Annotated in this window: 19 protein-coding genes and 3 tRNA genes; 8 read left to right on the top strand and 14 right to left on the bottom strand. The window is 71.6% G+C overall.

Annotated features, from left to right (window positions below; translation table 11 throughout):
* Positions 1-49: 49 nt before the first annotated feature.
* On the bottom strand, positions 50-490 hold the full coding sequence (locus OG624_RS14330) for an Lrp/AsnC family transcriptional regulator (protein WP_030715480.1): 441 nt from the start codon (positions 488-490) through the stop codon (positions 50-52).
* A gap of 69 nt (positions 491-559) precedes the next feature.
* On the opposite strand from OG624_RS14330, the gene OG624_RS14335 reads away from it, so the two are divergent.
* The 3 genes from OG624_RS14335 (at position 560) to OG624_RS14345 (ending at position 3,245) form a co-directional block, all read left to right on the top strand.
* Positions 560-1,264 carry a LysE family transporter gene (locus OG624_RS14335; protein ID WP_371640854.1) on the top strand — a complete coding sequence of 235 codons (705 nt, stop codon included), beginning with the start codon at positions 560-562 and terminating at the stop codon, positions 1,262-1,264.
* On the top strand, positions 1,264-1,776 hold the full coding sequence (locus OG624_RS14340; RefSeq protein WP_033225999.1) for a hypothetical protein: 513 nt from the start codon (positions 1,264-1,266) through the stop codon (positions 1,774-1,776). Before OG624_RS14335 ends, OG624_RS14340 begins: the two co-directional genes overlap by 1 nt.
* Positions 1,777-1,904: 128 nt before the next feature.
* On the top strand, positions 1,905-3,245 hold the full coding sequence (locus tag OG624_RS14345) for a carboxyl transferase domain-containing protein (protein WP_033226000.1): 1,341 nt from the start codon (positions 1,905-1,907) through the stop codon (positions 3,243-3,245).
* Between the two features lie 111 nt (positions 3,246-3,356).
* Here OG624_RS14345 and OG624_RS14350 read toward each other — a convergent pair whose 3' ends face one another.
* From OG624_RS14350 to OG624_RS14385, 8 genes are all read right to left on the bottom strand, one after another.
* Positions 3,357-5,252 carry a DUF1906 domain-containing protein gene (locus OG624_RS14350; RefSeq protein ID WP_371639474.1) on the bottom strand — a complete coding sequence of 632 codons (1,896 nt, stop codon included), beginning with the start codon at positions 5,250-5,252 and terminating at the stop codon, positions 3,357-3,359.
* Between the two features lie 107 nt (positions 5,253-5,359).
* Entirely contained in the window at positions 5,360-6,433 is a 1,074-nt protein-coding gene (locus tag OG624_RS14355) for a transglycosylase family protein (RefSeq protein ID WP_371639475.1), read from the bottom strand.
* Between the two features lie 26 nt (positions 6,434-6,459).
* Positions 6,460-7,794 carry an NlpC/P60 family protein gene (locus OG624_RS14360; RefSeq protein WP_266356651.1) on the bottom strand — a complete coding sequence of 445 codons (1,335 nt, stop codon included), beginning with the start codon at positions 7,792-7,794 and terminating at the stop codon, positions 6,460-6,462.
* 157 nt (positions 7,795-7,951) lie between these two features.
* Complete coding sequence (locus OG624_RS14365) at positions 7,952-8,206, bottom strand: hypothetical protein (protein ID WP_158711930.1); 255 nt, start codon at positions 8,204-8,206, stop codon at positions 7,952-7,954.
* Positions 8,207-8,237: 31 nt separating this feature from the next.
* A complete protein-coding gene (locus tag OG624_RS14370) occupies positions 8,238-8,429 on the bottom strand; it encodes a hypothetical protein (protein WP_033224654.1) in 192 nt (63 codons plus the stop codon).
* Positions 8,430-8,638: 209 nt separating this feature from the next.
* Positions 8,639-9,838 carry an MAB_1171c family putative transporter gene (locus OG624_RS14375; protein WP_033224656.1) on the bottom strand — a complete coding sequence of 400 codons (1,200 nt, stop codon included), beginning with the start codon at positions 9,836-9,838 and terminating at the stop codon, positions 8,639-8,641.
* A complete protein-coding gene (locus OG624_RS14380) occupies positions 9,838-10,362 on the bottom strand; it encodes a hypothetical protein (RefSeq protein WP_051763690.1) in 525 nt (174 codons plus the stop codon). Before OG624_RS14380 ends, OG624_RS14375 begins: the two co-directional genes overlap by 1 nt.
* Before the next feature lie 60 nt (positions 10,363-10,422).
* Positions 10,423-10,983: a hypothetical protein gene (locus OG624_RS14385; protein WP_158711931.1), complete on the bottom strand. Its 561-nt coding sequence runs from the start codon at positions 10,981-10,983 to the stop codon at positions 10,423-10,425.
* Positions 10,984-11,179: 196 nt separating this feature from the next.
* Here OG624_RS14385 and OG624_RS14390 point away from each other — a divergent pair, with 196 nt between their 5' ends.
* Positions 11,180-12,169, top strand: coding sequence for a helix-turn-helix transcriptional regulator (locus tag OG624_RS14390; RefSeq protein WP_033224659.1), 990 nt, complete (start codon positions 11,180-11,182; stop codon positions 12,167-12,169).
* 38 nt (positions 12,170-12,207) lie between these two features.
* Here OG624_RS14390 and OG624_RS14395 read toward each other — a convergent pair whose 3' ends face one another.
* Complete coding sequence (locus OG624_RS14395) at positions 12,208-13,041, bottom strand: helix-turn-helix domain-containing protein (protein WP_033224661.1); 834 nt, start codon at positions 13,039-13,041, stop codon at positions 12,208-12,210.
* A 48-nt stretch (positions 13,042-13,089) separates the two neighbouring features.
* On the opposite strand from OG624_RS14395, the gene OG624_RS14400 reads away from it, so the two are divergent.
* Positions 13,090-13,452 (top strand): cupin domain-containing protein, encoded by a 363-nt coding sequence (locus OG624_RS14400; protein ID WP_033224663.1) that lies wholly within the window; start codon positions 13,090-13,092, stop codon positions 13,450-13,452.
* 176 nt (positions 13,453-13,628) lie between these two features.
* Here the strand turns inward: OG624_RS14400 and OG624_RS14405 are convergent, their stop codons facing one another.
* Positions 13,629-14,891, bottom strand: a complete 1,263-nt coding sequence (locus tag OG624_RS14405) for an MFS transporter (protein WP_266356661.1) — start codon at positions 14,889-14,891, stop codon at positions 13,629-13,631.
* Between the two features lie 214 nt (positions 14,892-15,105).
* Between OG624_RS14405 and OG624_RS14410 the strand changes: the two genes are divergently transcribed.
* On the top strand, positions 15,106-16,263 hold the full coding sequence (locus OG624_RS14410) for a carboxylate-amine ligase (protein ID WP_051763691.1): 1,158 nt from the start codon (positions 15,106-15,108) through the stop codon (positions 16,261-16,263).
* Between the two features lie 271 nt (positions 16,264-16,534).
* Here OG624_RS14410 and OG624_RS14415 read toward each other — a convergent pair.
* From OG624_RS14415 to OG624_RS14425, 3 genes are all read right to left on the bottom strand, one after another.
* Positions 16,535-16,608 (bottom strand) — tRNA-Ile (locus OG624_RS14415).
* Between the two features lie 191 nt (positions 16,609-16,799).
* Positions 16,800-16,872, bottom strand: a tRNA-Asn gene (locus tag OG624_RS14420).
* A 5-nt stretch (positions 16,873-16,877) separates the two neighbouring features.
* Positions 16,878-16,950 (bottom strand) — tRNA-Asn (locus tag OG624_RS14425).
* A gap of 145 nt (positions 16,951-17,095) precedes the next feature.
* Here OG624_RS14425 and OG624_RS14430 point away from each other — a divergent pair.
* Positions 17,096-17,401, top strand: coding sequence for a hypothetical protein (locus OG624_RS14430; RefSeq protein WP_030715494.1), 306 nt, complete (start codon positions 17,096-17,098; stop codon positions 17,399-17,401).
* 93 nt (positions 17,402-17,494) lie between these two features.
* A complete protein-coding gene (locus OG624_RS14435) occupies positions 17,495-18,958 on the top strand; it encodes an FGGY family carbohydrate kinase (protein ID WP_033224669.1) in 1,464 nt (487 codons plus the stop codon).
* The last annotated feature ends 81 nt before the right edge of the window (positions 18,959-19,039 follow it).

The following is a 19,039-nucleotide window of genomic DNA, read 5'->3' on the forward strand; positions in this document are numbered from 1 at the left end:
GGCGGCCGGGTGCCCTGACGCCTCCTCCGTCCCCTTGGCCGCCGCCTCCTCAGGGCCGGTCCGGTCGGGTGGCCGCGCGCAGTGCGATCCGGGTGTTGGACTGAGCCACCCCCGCCTCCCGCTTCATCCGGCGGAGCAGCCCGTCGAGGGCGGCGGGATCGGCGGCCCGCGCGCGGACGAGGTAGTCGTGCTCCCCCGTCACGTGCACGACCTCGGTGATCCCGGAGAGCTTGGCGACCTGCCGCTCGAACTCCTCGTTGGTGGTGTCCTGACGCAGGGTGACGTCGATGAAGACGACGAGCCCGCCGGCGGTGTCGGCGGCCGGGTCCACGATCGTGGTGAAGCCGCGGATCACCCCCTCGCGGCGCATGCGTCGCACCCGGTCGGCGGTGGCGTTGGCGCTGAGGCCGACGCGGACGCCCAGATCCCTGTACGAGATCCGCGCATCCTGCTGCAGGATGCCGAGGATTTCCCTGTCGAGGCGGTCCATACCGCGATTCTCTCAGCCGAGCCCGGTATTCGCGCTCATCCCCCGACGGCCCGGCCCGACGCTCGCCCCATGAACGAACTGATGTCACCGACGCTGGCGGGCGCGGCCGCGGGCCTGGGCGTGGCGATGCCCATGGGGGCGATGAGCGTGCTGCTGCTGCAGGAGGCGATGCGCGACCGCCGCACGGCCGTGGCCGCGGCCGCGGGAATCGCGGCGGTCGACCTCGGCTACGCGGCCCTCGCCACCGCCCTGGGGCCCTGGGTGGCCTCCCACATCTCCCCGGTCGAGGCCTGGGTCCGGCTGGCCTCGGCGGTGATCCTGCTGGTCATCGCGGCGCACGGCCTGTCCGGAGCCCGCCGGCCCGGAGCCGGACCCGACTCCGACTCCTCCGACTCCGGCGCGGTCCTGGGCCAGGACACCGCCGACGCCGACGCCGGGGGCGGTGCCGGCGTCGGGCAGGCGGGCGTGTTCGTGCGGGCGCGGCCCGGGAAGGCCTTCGCCCGGTACGTCGGACTGACCGCCCTCAACCCCACCACCGCCCTCTACTTCGCCGCGCTCACCACCGCGCAGGGCGCCGCCCTGGGCACCGGAACGGCCGGCGCCGCGTTCCTCATCGGTGTCGGCGCCGCCTCGCTCCTGTGGCAGCAGGCCCTCGTGGCACTCGGTTCCCTCGCCGGGACCCGCATCCCGGACCGCGCCCGCGTCTGGACCTTCCGCCTCGGCTACGGCCTGGTCGCCGCGTACGCGGTGAAGATCGCCCTCCCGCTCCCGTGATGGGGATCTCCGGTTTCGAGCCGTCCTTCCTGGTCGGGATCGAGGCGGTCCGGCAGGCGCACGGTGCCCGGCTGGCGGCGCTCGTCGGCCGCCGGCTGACGGGGTTCGCCCTGGTGCGGTTCGCCGAGGACGGGGACTGGTACGCGGACTGCCCGGTGGTGCTCGACTTCGACGGAACCCGGGTCGAGGTCTGCCACACGAAGTTCGACGAGCTCTCGATCGGCTGGGGCACCATCCGGACCACGGAGGTGATCACGGGTTGGGACGAGGCCGGGCTGACGCCCGAGTGGTCGCACCGTGACGCGCGCCTCGAACCGTTCGTCGGCCAGGAGCTGCGCGACCTCGCGCTGATCGAATGGCGGCCGGCGGGCCGTGACCTGGCGGCGGGCACCCTGGCGGTGGAGTTCGTCTTCGACGCCGGCCGCCTGCGCATCGCCAACGCGCTCGACGAGAACAGCATCGAGACGGGCCCGGCCCTGGAGACCCACCTGCGGCACGGACCCGAGCGCTGACCGACGCCGTCCGGATCCGGCGCCGGGCGCGCCGCGGCACCACCGCGTCCAAGTACTGTCGCCCGTACACGACTTCGACGAGCGTAGACCGACGACCGCCGACCGACGACCCGACCTGGGGTGACCCCGTGACGACCCGCCTCTCGGCCCGCGAGGCCATCGCCTCCGTGACCGACCCCGGCACCTTCACCGAACTCCCCGCGCCCCTGCGGGTGTCCCCCACCGACGGCCCCCTGGAGTGGACCGGCTACGACGGCTCCCGGGCCCGCGCCGCCGAGCGCACCGGCGAGCAGGAGTCCGTGGTCACCGGCACCGCCCTGGTGGGCGGCCACGAAGCCACCGTCATCTCCTTCGAGTTCGGCTTCCTGGGCGGCTCGCTGGGGCAGCGCACCGGGGACCGGCTCGAAGCCGCGTACGCCCATGCCCGCGAGCACCGCCTCCCCCTCGTCTCGCTCATCGCCACCGGCGGTTCCCGGATGCAGGAGGGCATGCTCGCGCTCACCCAGCTCCAGCGCGTGGCCCGCCAATGCGTCCTGACCCGGGCCGCCGGGCTCCCCCAGCTCGCCGTCCTGCGCGATCCGACCACGGGCGGCGGCTGGGCGACCCTCGGGGCCGGGGCCGACGTCGTCCTCGCGCTCCCCGGGGCCCAGGTCGGCTTCGCCGGGTCCCGGGTGCGTCCGGCGGACGCGGATCCGGCGGCCTACTGCGCCGAGGGCCAGTACGACGCCGGTCACGTGGACGCCGTGGTGCCCGCCGCCGAACTGCCGGGCGCCCTCGCCGACTGGCTCCGCGTGCTGGCCGCGCCCCGCCCCGGTGGGCCGGTCGAACCGCCGGCCGCGCTCGCCGACGTGACACCGCCGCGGACCGGTTGGGACGCCGTCAGGCAGGCCCGGCACCCCGACCGGCCGCACGCCGCCGCCTACCTGGACGCGTACTTCGAGCTCCGCCTGCCGCTCTCCGGGGACCGGGCGGGCGGCACCGACCCCGGCATGCTGTGCGGATTCGGGCTGCGCGAGGGCCGCGCCGTCGCCTACGCCGCCCAGTGCGGCACCGCCACCCGCCCGGCGGGCTACCGTACGGCCGCCCGCGTCATCCGGCTCGCGGACCGGCTCGGCATCCCCGTACTCACCCTGGTCGACACCCCGGGCGCGGCCAACGACGCCGCCGCCGAACACGCCGGCGCGGGCGCGGCCATCGCCGACACCTTCGCGGCGCTGGCCGCGGTCACCGTCCCCGTCACCACCCTGCTGATCGGCGAGGGCGGCTCGGGCGGCGCCCTCGCGCTGGCCGCGCCGGGGAACACCTGGGTCACCCCGGACAGCTACTTCTCGGTGATCGCCCCGGAACTGGCGGCGGCCATCCTCAAGCGGCCCCCGTCGGCCGCCCCCGCCACGGCGGACCAACTGCGCGTCCGCCCCCAGGACCTGGTGGCCCTGGGGGTCGCCCGCGGCATCGTCGGCCCGGCCTAGCAGTGCTACCTGGTCGCCGGCGGGATCACTGACGGGCGATGCCCGCAGAGTTCTCTCTGCGGGCATCGCGTGGAAGGTGCGGGGCGGCACCGTACCGGGTGCGGTGATCCGTCACCACTGGCCGGTGATCGGGACGTCGCCGGGAACGCCGAACCGGACGTTGTAGATGACCTGGTCGGAGTCCTTGCCGGCACCGACGAAGTCAGAACCGGCGATCTGGTAGACACCGACCTTGTCCGTGCCGTCCCCGTTCCAGTCACCCTTGATCGGAATGTCCCCCGGATTACCGAACCTGACCTGATGGTCCACCGGCGCACTGTTCTGAGAATCCGTCAGATAGAACGTCTGGTCCGAACCCCGATACACACCGATCGTGTCCTTGCCATCACCGTTCCAGTCACCCGTCATCGGGGTGTCACCACCGACACCCATCTGAATCGCATAAGCGGCAACCCGGTTGTCATTGCTCAGGTAGAACGTCTGGTCCGCCGGGTGGTACACACCGATCGACTTCTTGCCGTCACCGTCCCAGTCACCCACCAGCGGAACGTCCCCAGGACTCCCGTACGTCACCGACACCGCAGCCGTGGCATTGTCATTGCTCAGATGGAACGTCTGATCCCCCGGACGATAAACACCGAACGTGTCCTGGCCGTCACCGTTCCAGTCACCCGTCAACGGCTTGTCACCCGGAACACCGAAACCCGACCACCCGTACACACCACCGGCACGATCCGCCACATAGAACTTCGACTCCGCCGGCCGATACACACCCGCATTCGTCGGCTTGCGGGTCTCTGCCAGCGCGACGTCCATGTAGTCCTGGTCGATCTGGATCTGCTTGCCGCCCCAGGTCTCCGTCACGTTTCCGGTGTACTGGTGGACGCGCTGATGGTTGGCCCACGCCCCGCCGGGCAGCGCCGGGTCGTTGGTGTCGGCGACACCGTTCCAGTAGGCGCTGAAGACGACGTCGGGCATCGTGTGGCTGCCCCTGTGGGCGGCCAGGTCGGCGATTCCGGACGAGGAGCTGCTGTAGACCGCCGAGTTGTAGCCGCGGGCGTGGAGCTGTTCGGTCCAGGCGGACAGGAAGCCGAGCACGTTGGCCGAGTAGTTCTTGTTGTACGCCTCCATGTCGTAGTACAGCAGCGCTCCGGGCCCGAGCCCCAGGGCCGCGGCCTGGTTCACCGCGTCGTCCGCGGCGCTGCGCCCCTCGGCCGCGGGCGAGGTGATCTGGCTCGCCTGGGCACCGACGTAGATCGGCATGAAGCGCCAGCCGGCCGATGCCTGCTGCTGGACCCACGAGGCGGTGAGGTTCTTCTGCGCGCACGCCCGGTTGCGGCCACCGATGTAGATGCCGACCGCGTTGTAAGGAGAGTGCGCCTTCCACGCGTTCATGGTCGCGGAGTCCGGGGCGGCACAGGCGTCGAACCCCTTGCCGGTGTAGTTCGTCAGTGCGGCCGACGAGGTGGCGGCGGTTGCGGACGCCGACGCCTCCGGCTGCGCGGCCGGCGCCGCGGAGGCGCGCGCCTTGCTCTTCGGGGCCGAGGCCGATATGCCGGCACCAGTGAGGATCTTGCGGACCAGGGACTGGTCTTCGGCATAGGTCGCCGTGACGCGGATGCCCCGGGCCCCTCCGGCGATCTCGCGATCGGCCTCGGACACCGTGGTGCCGCCCCGCGCCGCTTCGCCGGACGTGTCGGGCTCCACGAGCAGCGCTTCGGTCCGTCCCACCAGTCGTGACGGGCAGTTCTGCTGCGTGCCGGGGGTGCCGAGGTAGACGGCGTGGCGGTCGAACCGGACGCAGGCGGTCGGATCGGCTGCGAGGTCGACGACCTCCCAGTCGGCGGGAACCTCGAACCGGTGCCCCTGGAAGGTCACCGCCTTGGAGCCGGAGGTGGGCGCCGCCGCCTGGGCCGACACGGTGGCCGGGCCGAAGACGGCTGCTGTCGCAACCAGTACGGCGAGGCCCCGCCCGAGGGGCGGCAGAGAAACACGTGCACGTGACATGGAGGTCTCCTGTGTGGGCAGCGCGGGGCCCGGGGCCCGCTGGGATCAGCGGGACCCGGGGAGGCGGAACTGCTGGGTGAAAGGTCAGTACCGGGTGCGGTGATCCGTCACCACTGGCCGGTGATCGGGACGTCGCCGGGAACGCCGAACCGGACGTTGTAGATGGCCTGGTCGGAGTCCTTGCCGGCACCGACGAAGTCAGAACCGGCGATCTGGTAGACACCGACCTTGTCCGTGCCGTCCCCGTTCCAGTCACCCTTGATCGGAATGTCCCCCGGATTACCGAACCTGACCTGATGGTCCACCGGCGCACTGTTCTGAGAATCCGTCAGATAGAACGTCTGGTCCGAACCTCGATACACACCGATCGTGTCCTTGCCATCACCGTTCCAGTCACCCGTCATCGGGGTGTCACCACCGACACCCATCTGAATCGCATAAGCGGCAACCCGGTTGTCATTGCTCAGGTAGAACGTCTGGTCCGCCGGGTGGTACACACCGATCGACTTCTTGCCGTCACCGTCCCAGTCACCCACCAGCGGAACGTCCCCAGGACTCCCGTACGTCACCGACACCGCAGCCGTGGCATTGTCATTGCTCAGATGGAACGTCTGATCCCCCGGACGATAAACACCGAACGTGTCCTGGCCGTCACCGTTCCAGTCACCCGTCAACGGCTTGTCACCCGGAACACCGAAACCCGACCACCCGTACACACCACCGGCACGATCCGCCACATAGAACTTCGACTCCGCCGGCCGATACACACCCGCGTTGGATGCCTTGTGGCTGGGCGCCGGGTACGGATCCGCGTGATCGCTGCCGAGGCCGTTCGACCGACCGCAGTTGGGCCAGGCTCCTGGTCCCTGACCGGCGAGGATCTTCTCGGCCGTGAGGATCTGCTGCTTCTTGGTCGCCTGGTGCGGGTAGCTCGCGTACTGCTCGCCCCCGTAGGCCCGCCAGGTCGGCAGGGAGATCTGCAGACCTCCGAAGTACGGGTGGCCGGACTTGTAGTAGTTCCAGTCGCCGGTGCTCTCGCACTGGGCGACCTTGTCCCACGTCGCGACGGACGCCGCGTCCGCCGTTGCGGCCGGCAGGGCCAGCACCATGGCTGCCCCCAGTCCGGCGGCGACTGCCCGGGCACGGCGGCGCCGTCCGGTGCGGAGCGCGCGGCTCCGCACCGAACGGGGCTCCGTGTGGTCGCCCGTCACCACTGGCCGGTGATCGGGACGTCGCCGGGAACGCCGAACCGGACGTTGTAGATGGCCTGGTCGGAGTCCTTGCCGGCACCGACGAAGTCAGAACCGGCGATCTGGTAGACACCGACCTTGTCCGTGCCGTCCCCGTTCCAGTCACCCTTGATCGGAATGTCCCCCGGATTACCGAACCTGACCTGATGGTCCACCGGCGCACTGTTCTGAGAATCCGTCAGATAGAACGTCTGGTCCGAACCTCGATACACACCGATCGTGTCCTTGCCATCACCGTTCCAGTCACCCGTCATCGGGGTGTCACCACCGACACCCATCTGAATCGCATAAGCGGCAACCCGGTTGTCATTGCTCAGGTAGAACGTCTGGTCCGCCGGGTGGTACACACCGATCGACTTCTTGCCGTCACCGTCCCAGTCACCCACCAGCGGAACGTCCCCAGGACTCCCGTACGTCACCGACACCGCAGCCGTGGCATTGTCATTGCTCAGATGGAACGTCTGATCCCCCGGACGATAAACACCGAACGTGTCCTGGCCGTCACCGTTCCAGTCACCCGTCAACGGCTTGTCACCCGGAACACCGAAACCCGACCACCCGTACACACCACCGGCACGGTCCGCCACATAGAACTTCGACTCCGCCGGCCGATACACACCCGCATTCGTCGGCTTGGCGTCCTCGATGATGTTCTTGTAGCGGTAGGGGATGTAGGAGCTGGAGTTGTTGAAGTAGGCGTAGGGGATGACGCGTCGCACGGCGTGCGGAGGTGTCTGCTCGATGCCGATGTAGGACGTGTGGGACGAGTCGGTCCACTGCTCGAAGATGGTGACGTGCGAACCGCGCTCCGGGTTGGAGGGGTTGTGGAAGAGCAGCATGTCGCCCTTGCGCAGGTCGTTCTTCGATATGCGGTCCGCGAAGGTGTCGAGGTTGCCGGTCCAGGCGCTGGTGCCGAGGTTCCAGGCCATGGAGACCAGGCCGGAGCAGTCGGTGCGGTAGCCGTCGCGGTAGTTGTTCATGCTGTACGGGACCTGGGCGTCGACCCAGGTCTTGGCCCGGGCGATGACCGAACTGCGGGTGATGGGGGCGCCGGCGCTCTGCGCGGCCGCCGCGCCGGAGAAGGTGCTCTTGCCGGCCCCCTCGGTCTTGAGGGGCTCCGGCTTGCCCTGCGGACGCTCGACGTCCGCGGTGGCCGCGGCCGCCGCGACGGCCGCGGCGGACGGCGCGTCCACCTGGGCGGCGTTGACGGGTGCGGAGGCGAGGACGGCCGTGGCGAGGGAGAGGGCCACGAGGGTGCCGGTGGCGCGGGCCACGTTGGACTTGCTGGGCATGAAGTCTCCTGGAAGGCAGGGCTGATGGACGGGCCGGCCGATGGGCCTGGGCGCCGTTGGAAGAGCCGGGAAGAGCGGGAAGAGCGAAGGAAGACAGAGGGAGAGAGGCCGGCCGACCCTCGACGGGGCGGGCGGACCGCGATGCGCGGGGCCTCGATCAGGGGTGGAACGTGACGGAGTAGCCGTGGACTCCGGTGCCGCCCGAGGCGAGCGTGTCGACGACGAGGCGACGGACCTTGGCCTGTGCGATGTCGGTGCGGGCGGCGCGGATGAAGAGGACGATCCCGATGCCGTCCGGATGTGTGCGGGCCCTGATGTGTTCCATGCCGCAGTCGGGTGTGGCGTGGGCCCACAGGGCGTCGACCAGGGCGTGTGCCTGGTGGTCGGTCGGCAGGGTTCCTCCCGTCGGCATCAAGGTGAGATGGACGGGCAGCACCGCGGGGTCAGTCCCAGCCGATGCCGTTGTCCGACGCGCCCGCCGCGGACACGGACACCGTCGCGTGGGCCGGGACCACGTCCCAGCCGATGCCCTTCGGGTCCGTCGCCGTCGTGGCCGCCGACGCGAGGGGGGCCGCCACACCGGACAGGACCGAGGCGGCGAAGACGGTGGCGAGTAGGCGGGCGGTCGTGGACATGGCGGTTTCCCCCGGGTGTGACGTGAGCAGGAAGTTCGGGACCGGCGGTTGGCGCCGTGGCCCCCGGGTCCGGCCGGGAGTTGCCTCCCCCGCCGTTCCGGTGAGCACTATCCTGCCGACCCGGAAGACCCCGGGGAAGGCGATGCGGACGTCAGCATTAGGACTGGCCGCATCAGGATGCGGCCCCTGCCGACCTGCGGCGATGCCCCCTACCGGACCTCCTGGCCCGCCGCCCGCCGCACCGCCTGGGCGCCCCCGCGGGGCAACTGCCCGTAGGCCGAGGCGACCTTGAGCAGCCAGGCCACCTCCTCGGCGGGCGTCCTGCTGTGGGCCGGGGGCGGCGCGGGGGCTCGGCAGGCGTCCGGCTCCCCATGGAGCACCGAGAACAGCCACTCCGCCTCCGCCCGGGCGGTCGGCGCCCCACCTCCGGGGTGTGCGTGGCCGGGGGCCTCCACGGGCTGCTCCGCCCCCGTCACCGCGGACCGGTCCCGGAGGACGAGGCAGGCGTCGCGGATCTCGAAGGCCCGGTGGGCCACGTCGAGGGTCCGGTCCCCTGTGACGAACAGGTCGCGCGTCCGGCCCATGCGCGGTCCGAACGCGACCGACGGGACGGCGTGGAGCAGGTCCGACCACAGCGGGTGCAGGCGCCACAGCGCGTACTGGTCGCCGACGTAGCGGACGAGCGTCCGCAGCGGCGGCAGGCCCACACCCACGAGGATGAGGAGGAGGGAGATCACCGGGAGGATCTCGGAAACGGCATCGGGGGTTCCGCGCCCCGGGACGTCCGGCCGGCTCTCCTGGTGGGCGAGGAACACCACCCGGTACATGGTGTAGACGAAGCCCATCGCGCCGCCGCCGGCCAGGCACACGACTCCGGCGCGCAGGAGTCCCGCGGGCACGCTGCGGCGGTTCGACCAGAAGAGCTTCGCCGAGAGGGCCGTGGCGATGCCGAGGTAGACGTAGACGATGCTCTCGTACAGGCGCACCGCCGGGTCGCCGAGGTGGGCGTCGGTCACCCGGGTCGGCGGAGCACCGGGGTCGTGCTCGAAGAAGAAGACGAACAGCACGGTGAGGGCCAGTGCGGCGGCCACCACTGCGACGAGGCGCAGCCACGTGTCCCGCGCCCGTTGCGGTCCGCGGCCGTGGACCGCGATCACGTATTCCAGGACGCAGTAGTTCGACGCCAGCCCGGCGAGGTGTTTGACCAGCACGGACAGGTCCGGGGACCCGGTGAGGGTCCGGATGACCTGGTCCACCTCGAGCGGCCTGGTCGTCAGTGCGACGGCGATCGCGGCGAGGAAACCCCACAGGAACCGGGAGGCGCGCGTGCCGCCCAGGGCGGAGGGCGCACGCCAGAGCACCATCGCCCACATGAGGGCGGGCAGGGTGAAGTGGTATATCGAGTACATCAGTTGCCCCGCCAGCGGCGCAGACGGCGCACCGGGTGGGCAAGGCTGGTGGCCAGCCGGCGCGAGGACGGGGTGCCGACCCGATCGGCGCCGGCGAGGTCGGCCAGGAGCACGGCGATCATCTCGGCCTCCTGTTCCTCGACGGAGGCGAAGTTGGTGCGCGCGGCGCCGAGCGTCCGTACGACGAGGTCCGGGGTCAGTTCGGAGAGTGCCTGTGCGAGCTGGGCCAGTTCGACGTTGTGGGTGTGGCCGCACAGCACGTGGCCGAGTTCGTGGAGCTTGATCAGGTCCTGGTGGGCCGGACTGGTCTTCTGCTCGTAGAAGATGACGTCCAGGCTGGGCAGGGCGATCCACGCCCCGCACGGTGAGGCGAATCCGAGATCGGGCAGCGGCTCCATCACGATCGGACGTCCGCGGTGGCGGGCGAGTGCGTCCCGGAAGGAGTCGACCGTGAACGGGTCGGGCAGCTCGATCTCGGCCAGGATGCCCTCGCACCGTCTTCGCAGACCCCGCGGTACAGGCATGGCGGCAGCGAATCCTTCGGTCAGCAGTAGGTCAGCGGTCCGTGCGACGCCCTCAGACTACTAACGATCTTTCTCAGCAGCCTTCTTGGGAGATCCGGTCGGGGCGCCGCCGCCGCCGTCCCCGGCCGCCTCCGCCTCGAGTGCGCTCAGTCGGTCCGCGAGCGCGGCCAACATGTGGAGGCTGTTGTCGGACAGACCCGAGGCGCGCTGTGCGAGCCCGATGACGCCGGCGTTACCGGCGGCCGCCCGGATGTTCGCCAGCGCGTCCAGGGCGAGCAGTTGCTCGTCCACGACGGCGGCCTTGGCATCGTCGAGGAAGTAGGTCGCCCCGCAGCGGATCCCGAACGCGAGGCCCAGCCAGTCCAGGGTCTCCACGGTGGGGTTCGGGGACTGGCCCTTCTGCGTGGTGGCCTGGTGCAGATTGCGGATCGTGTCGCGGGAGATGACGCTGCGTCCGGCGATCCGGTTGACCCGGTCGGCCAGCTCCCGGTAGGCGGGGGACTTCCCTCCCGCCCGCGCGGCCTCCTGGAGGATCAGCCCGTCGAGCCGCTCGGAGATCTTGTGAGCGCGGTCGGGCAACGACGGCGGGTGCTCGCGGCCTCCACCTGGTCCTGCGTCCATCCCAGCCAGCTCCGATCCGTCGGGAAAACACGATACCCCCCAACCCTGATGGCGATTTTACTAGCTGCACCATCCACCGCTCGGCTCACCGGTTGGGCCATTCGTTGGCTGGAAGCCGTCAGACCGTTTGTTGCCCTGTGGGGTGGCCCGTAAGGTTGTGGCGATTGTAATCGTCGCATGGCTGGGGGGCTGGCGGATGCTGGATGTATTGGGGCTCGACCGCGGGGTGGAAGCGGTGTACCGGGCGATGCTGGCCCACCCGGAGGGCAGCGTGCAGGATCTCTGCGACCAACTGGGCGTACCGGAAAGCACCGTGCGCGACGCCCTGGACAAGCTCGCCGACCTGAGACTGCTGCGCGCCTCCCGGGACGTCCTGGGCGAGATGCGGCCGGTCAGCCCCGAGGTGGGCCTGGAACTGCTCCTGCGGCGCCAGGAGGAGGAACTCCTGCGCCGGCGGCAGGACCTCGAGCTCGGCAAGGCCGCGGCCGCACGGGCGATCGCCGAGTACGCCGACCTCCGCCCCGCCACCCGGACCGCGACCAGCGAGCGCCTGGTCGGCCTCGACGCCATCCAGGCGCGACTGGAGGGCCTCGCCCGGGAGATGTCCGGCGAGTGCCTCTCGGTGATGCCCGGCGGAGCCCAGTCCCAGGCCAGCCTCGACGCGTCCAGACCGCTCGACGACGCCGCCCTGAGCAGGGGGATCTCCATCCTGACGCTCTACCAGGACAGCGTGCGGCACGACCCCGCCACGCTCGCGTATGCGCGGTGGACGACCGAGCGCGGCGGCATGGTGCGCACCTGTCCGACGCTCCCGCCGCGCATGCTCGTCTTCGACCGCCGGGTCGCCGTCGTGCCGATCGACCCGGCCGACACGAAGCGCGGCGCGATCTGCATCAGCGAAGCCGGGGTCGTCGCCTCCCTGGTCGCCCTGTTCGAGCAGACGTGGCACTCCGCGGTCCCGCTCGGCGCCGACCGCTCCAAGGACACCCGTACCGGTCTCAGTACGGCGGAGCAGGAGCTGCTCACGCTGCTCGCGTCCGGCCTCACCGACGAGGTCGCGGGGCGTCGGCTGGGCATTTCCGCCCGCAGCGTGCGGCGGCAGATGGCGGGGCTCATGGAGCGCCTGGACGCGTCGAGCCGGTTCGAGGCCGGACTGAAGGCGGCCCAGCGCGGCTGGCTCCAGTAGCGCCACCGCAGTTCTCCCGCAGGACTTCCCCCTGGCCTTCACACCGGGCCGGAGCGGGCGAACCGCGCCGGGCTGGTCCCCACGTGCCGCCCGAAGTGCCGGGTCAGGTGCGCCTGGTCGTAGAAGCCCGCGGCCGTCGCCGCCTCCGCCGGCCGCATCCCCGCCAGCAGCAGCCGCCGGGCCAGCTGCACCCGCCGCCCGGTCAGGTACGCGTGCGGTGGCAGCCCGTACGCCGCCGTGAAGCTCCGGATCAGGTGGGTGGGATGGACATGGCCCAGCTCCGCCGAAGCCTCCTCCAGGCCGATCCCCTCGGTCACCCGCGCGTCGAGCAGCTCGCGCAGCCGTACGGCGAGGCGCGCGCCCGGCGCCCCGTACGCCGTCGGCGCGCGGCCCGCGAGCCACCGGTGCAGCCGTTCCCGTACGAAGGCCAGCCGCGACTCGGCCTCCAGCCGCTCGACCGCCCCGGCCGGCAGCTCCGGCGCGCCCAGCGCCACGTGCAGGCCGTGCACGCGCTCGCGCAGCGCCGGGTCGAGCAGCAGCGGGGCGTCGACAGCCGCCCCGGTCAGACCTTCGGGCAGGACGGAGGTGTCGAGGTAGAGGACGCGCTTGCGGAACCCGGCCTCGGTGACGGTCCGCCCGTCGTGGGCCACCCCGGGCGGCAGCAGGATCACGGAGTTCCGGAGCCCGACGCCGTGGCGCTCACGGTCCAGGGCGAAGTCGACCCGCCCGCCGTCCAGGATCATCAGCGCCCAGGTGTCGTGCACGTGCGTCGGATAGGCGTGGTCGGTGAACCGGGCGTGGAAGACCTCGGCGATGCCGGGCACCGACGGCTGCCACGCGGACACGGTGCTGCGCGGACGTATCGCGGCCATGTCAGGAACGTACAAGACCGCCCGCGGGCGGGGCGACAGGCTGTCCGCATGACGACACACAAGGTCAACATCGCCGAGAAACTGGCCGGTTTCACCGAACGGTGGGCCCCGCGGCGCATCGCCCGCGTCAACGACTACGAGGTCAAGGTCGCCCGGCTCCAGGGCGAATTCGTCTGGCACACCCATGCGGACACCGACGAGCTCTTCCTGGTGGTCGGCGGCACCCTGACGCTCCACCTGCGCGACGGGGACGTGGTCCTGGGCCCCGGAGAGATGTACGTGGTCCCGCGCGGGGTCGAGCACTGCCCGGCCGCGGACGAGGAGGCGCAGATCCTGCTGTTCGAGCCGGCCGGCACCGCCAACACCGGCTCCGAGGGCGGCGAGCGCACCCGGGAGCCGGTGGACGCGTAGCCCGGCCGCCTGTCGTGTCGGGGGCGGGTGTATGCCGGGGCGCTCCCCGCAGGGCGCCGAACGCACTGCCGCCCGACGTTCCGACCCCTCGCCACGTTCGGCGCCCGAGGAGACGCCCCGGCGCGCGCCCGCCCCCGGCGCGCCCGGCCGCCCCGACCGGACCGGCGACTACGCCACTACGCCTCCGGGGAGCGGGCGTCGTACCGGGCGAAGTTCCGCCATCGGAGCGCGAGCAGACCCAGCACCAGGACGCAGACCAGCCCGCCGCCCGTGACGGCCACGGTCGGGGAGATCAGGTCGGCGGTGGTCCCGGCGAGGAAGTCACCGAGCCGGGGTCCGCCCGCGACGACGATGATGAAGACGCCCTGCAGGCGGCCGCGCATGTCGTCGGGGGTGGCGGCCTGGAGCATGGTGGTGCGGAACACCATCGAGGCGGTGTCCGCGTACCCGGCCAGGGCCAGGAAGAACATGCCGAGCCACAGGTTCCGGGTGATCCCGAACACCGCCACGGCCAGCCCCCAGCCGGCGACGGCGAGCAGGATCGCCAGCCCGTGCCGGCGGATACGGCCCTGCCAGCCGGAGAACAGCCCGCCGAGCAGCGCCCCGGCGGCCATGGCGGCGACCAGCAGACCGACCGTGCCGGGACCGCCGCCGTACCAGAGCCCGGCGATGGCCGGGAACAGCGCCCGGGGCTGGGCGAGCACCATGGCGGCCAGGTCGGAGAAGAAGGTCATCCGGATGTTCGGTCGGGTGCCGAGGAAGCGCAGGCCGTCGAGGACGGAGGCCCGGCCCCGCGCGCCTTCGGCCCGGTCGGGCTTCATCGACGGCAGCTTCCACATCGCGTAGAGCGCGGCGGTGAAGGTGACGGCATCGATCAGGTAGGCCGCCTCGTAGCCCGCGACGGTGACGATGAACCCGCCGAAGGCCGGGCCGACCATCGACCCGAAGGTCATGGTCACGGAGTTCAGGGCATTGGCGGCGGGCAACTGCTCGACCGGGAGCAGCCTCGGGATCATGGCGGACCGGGCCGGGCCGGTCAGAGCCCCGCAGACCGCCTGGAGTGCGACGACGGCGTACAGGAACCAGACACGGTGGTAGTCGAGCAGCGCGGCGGCGGCGAGCACGACCGACAACGCGGCGGCCGCCATCGAGCTGTAGAGACCGAGCTTGCGCCGGTCCACGGTGTCGGCGATCGCTCCGCCGTAGAGGCCGAAGACGACGAGCGGAACCAGCGAGAAGAGCCCGACGAGTCCGACCGAGAAGCTGGACCCGGTGATGTCGTAGACCTGGAGCGAGATCGCGAGGACGGTCATCGCCTGACCGACCCAGGAGATGGTTCCGCCGAACCACAGCCGCCGGTAGTCGGCGGACGCGCTGAGCGGGGTGAGGTCGGCGAATATTCGCTGCCAGAGCTGGGGTGGGGCGGTCGTCCGGGGCACGTCGGATGATAACCACCGACCGTCCGCCGCACTCCGGGATTTTTGGCCCCTTCACACACCGGCAACAGTCGCCACACCCGGCTCCGGCCTCCCGAACCGGGTGGCGTATTACCGGTAACTCGCCACTATCACCGGACATTTGACCGAATCGTCGTGCGCTCCTCCCCTCGTGTTCGGCTCATGATGAAAAGACTCGTATGTCCAGGGAGGCGTAGTGATCGAACCTGGCAACAGCACCACGAGCACCGGCACGACGCAGAACACGGTGCGCACCACCGTCCCCCTCACCGTCGGCGTGGAGGAGGAGTTCCTGCTCGTCGACGCCCGCAGCTTCCGGGTGGTCCCCGCCGCCCCGCTGGTCCTGGCGACGGCCGACGGACTGCCCGGCGAACTCCACCCGGAGGGCACCCGCTACCAGGTGGAGATATCCACCCCGATAGCCCACTCGGCGGCCTCGCTGCGCGCCGAGCTCGCCGCCCTGCGGCGCACCGTCGGCCGGGCCGCCCGCGCCCACGGCTGCCGACTGCTGGCCGCCCCCTCGCCGGTCATCGCCGTGGAAGGGCCGCTGCACCTGACCGACGACGAGCCGCGCCAGCGCGAGCAGCACCGCCGCTTCGGCGCGCTCACCGACACCCTCGTCAGCTGCGGCCGCCACATCCACATCGGCACGCTCGACGTGGACACGGCGGTGGCCGTGTCCAACCGGATCAGACCCTGGCTGCCCACGCTGATCGCGCTGGCCGCCAACTCGCCGTTCTGGGGCGGCCGTGACACCGGCCATGCCAGCTGGCGGGCGATGGCCTGGTCCGGCTGGCCCTCGGCGGGTCTGCCGCCGCACTTCACGTCCACGGCGCACTTCCGGCGCTCGGTGCAGACCCTGCTCGGCTCCGGGGCGGCCCTGGACACCAAGATGGTCTACTGGGACCTCCGCCCCTCCGGGCACTGGCCGACGCTCGAGATCCGGGCGCCGGACATGTCCCCGGACATCGACTCGGCGATCCTGCAGGCCGAACTGGCCCGCGCGCTGGTCTCCACGGCGCTGCGCGAGATGGCGGAGCGGCGCCCCGAACCGGCCGTACGGGACGACGTCCTGCGCCTGGCGCGCTGGCGGGCGGCCCATGACGGCCTGGAGGGCTTCGGCCTCGACCCGTACTCGGGGACGGAACTCCCGGCGGCGGACCTCGCGGAGGCCCTGCTGGACCTGGTCGCCCCGGAACTGGCCGCCGCCGGCGACCTCGACCACGCCGCCAAGACCATGGCGAGCCTCCTGCGCGACGGCTCGGGCGCCCACCGCCAGCGGGTGGCGTTCGCCCGCCGGCAGGACCTGACGGACGTACTGCGCCACCTCACGGACGAGACGGAGGACTTCTAGGCCCGGTGGACCTCCGGGTAGGCAGAAGAGAAGCCGCAGGCGGGAACGGGCCGGATCCCCGCCTCCTCGCCTGCGGCCCACGTTCGCGGCGGACAGCCATCGAGGTGACGTCGCGTGAATCGGGCGGCACGGTCGCTTCGCGCCTCTGGGCATCCCCTGGGCGTCCCCTGAGGGGGATCTCGGCCGGAGTTGGGGCCGAACGCCCGGTGCGGCCGCGCGGCGGGCATGAAAAGGCCCCAGGTCAGAACGTTTCTTCTGACCTGGGGTGCGGTGGGGCGGGTGGGACTCGAACCCACGGCCGACGGATTATGAGTCCGCTGCTCTAACCGGCTGAGCTACCGCCCCTTCACGGCGTGGCGCGTACACGTGTGCGCGCCGTCTGCCGCAGCATAGCCGCTCATACGATCTCCTGCCTCGGATGCCTCGCATGATCGGCTTCGCCTGTCCAGAGAGACCGCGCTGAGCGCTGTCCGGTTCCCGGACGGGGCCACAAAAGAAAAGAAGAGGACCCCTCGGGGCCCTCTTCTTCTTCCTTGCTCCCCCGGCTGGACTCGAACCAGCAACCCTCCGGTTAACAGCCGAATGCTCTGCCAATTGAGCTACAGGGGACCGCGCTCCCCCGACTGGACTCGAACCAGTAACCTGCCGGTTAACAGCCGGCTGCTCTGCCAATTGAGCTACAGGGGATTGCTGCGGTGCATCGAACAGCCCACCTCCGGCGTTGCCGGGGGGCGAGTGCCCGTTGCGAGTCATAGATTAGCGCAAGCAGGGGGGTGCTCCGCCAATCGGTATCGACAGCGGGTCGGGCACCACACGACGAAGGGTGACAGGCATGCGGTACAAGGTCACGTTCGTGGTCGGACTGGCCCTCGGGTACGTGCTCGGAACCCGGGCCGGACGCGAGCGCTACGAGCAGCTGCGGAAGTCCGCCCGGCAGCTCGCGCAGAACCCGGCGGTGCGCAACGCCGCCGAGACCGCGGGGCAGACCGGGCGCGAGTTCGCCGGGAAGGCCTTCACCGCGGTGAGCCAGAAGGTCGGCGACGCCGTCCCGGACTCGCTCGCCGGGCGGGTACGGGGCCTGCGCGACCGGGTCGGCGGCGGTGCGGGCGAGGACGACTGGGGCACGAGCAACACCTGATCGGCAGTACACGCCTGGGGCCCACGGGATCCATGAGGTTCCGGGGGCTCCGGACCGGTCGCGTCCGGCCTCGCGTGCGGCAGAATTCACCGCATGGGGATAGTCGCCGGGCTGGACAGCTCTTCCGCGTTCACACGCATCGTCGTCTGTGACACCGAGACCGGCGCCGTGCTGCGCCAGGGGTACGCACCCCATCCACAGCCCACGGGTGAACCGGACGGCGCGAATCCGCACGAGACCGACCCGCAGGCCTGGCTGCTCTCGCTCGGCGAGGCCGCCGGCGGCGGACTCCTCGAAGGGGTCCAGGCCATAGGGGTCTCCGCCCAGCAGCACGGCCTGCTGCCGCTGGACCCGCAGGGCGCCCTGGTCCGCCCCGCCCTCGTCGGCAACGACAAGCGCGGCCAGGTCGCCGCCGCCGACCTCATCGACGCCTTCGGCGGCCGGCACCGCTGGGTCGAGGCGGTGGGCTCGGTCCCGCACGCCGCCCAGCCGGTCACGAAGCTGGCCTGGCTGGCCCGCAACGAACCCGAGGCCGCCCGCCGGATCGCCGTGCTGATGTCCCCGCACGACTGGCTCGTCTGGCAGCTGCTGGGCCGCCCCGCCCGGCGGACCACCGACCGCGGCGGCGCCTCCGGCACCGGGTACTGGTCGGCCGCCACCGGAACCTGGCGCCCCGACCTGGTCGAGCTGGCGCTGGGGCACCGGGCGCTGCTGCCCGAGGTGCTCGGCCCGGCCGACGCCGCCGGGACCACGCCCGAGGGACTCCTGATATCGGCCGGCACCGGCGAGACGATGGCCGCCGCGCTCGGGCTGGGGCTGGGCCCCGGCGACGCGGTGGTCTCGCTCGGCGCCTCCGGTTCGGTGATGGCGGTGCACCACGAGGCGGTGTCGGAGCCGGGCGGGCTGGTCACCTCGCTGGCCGACGCCGGCGGCATGCACCTGCCCGTCGTGAACACCTCCAACGCCGTACGGGCCCTGCGCGGCACCGCCGAACTGCTCGGCACCGATCTGGAGGGGCTGTCCGAGCTCGCGCTGAAGTCGACGCCGGGCGCGCACGGCCTCGTACTCCTGCCGTACCTGGAGGGTGAGCGGACCCCGAACCTGCCGCACGCCGCCGGAACCCTGTCCGGGCTGCGCCGGGACTCGATGAAGCCGGAGCACCTGGCCCGGGCCGCCTTCGAGGGCATGCTGTGCGGGCTGGTGGACGCGCTGGACGTGCTGCGCTCGCGCGGGGTCGAGATCCGCCGGGTGTTCCTGCTGGGCGCGGCGGCCGAGCTGCCCGCCGTGCAGGCCGCGGCCCCCGGGCTGTTCGGCACGCAGGTCGTCGTACCGGCGCCGGCCGACTACGCGGCGCTGGGCGCGGCGCGCCAGGCCGCCTGGGCGCTCGGTGTGGCGCAGGGCACGCTGGCCCCGCACACCCCGCCGGTCTGGCCGGCCCCGTCGGCGCAGGTCTTCGAGCCGGGCGAGGAATTCGCGGCGTGGCAGGGGGTGCGTCAGCAGTACATCGCCACGCGCGAGCAGATCCACCCCGGGGCGTTCCAGGGGGCCCGTTCCTAGGCTTCCGTACCCGGACGTTCATCCCTAGGGCGATGGTCGGGGCGGGCTGGTCCTTTTGACCGGCCTTTGCGAAATCCGGTG

Origin of the sequence: Streptomyces virginiae (assembly GCF_041432505.1) — a bacterium.
Lineage (GTDB): Bacteria > Actinomycetota > Actinomycetes > Streptomycetales > Streptomycetaceae > Streptomyces > Streptomyces virginiae_A.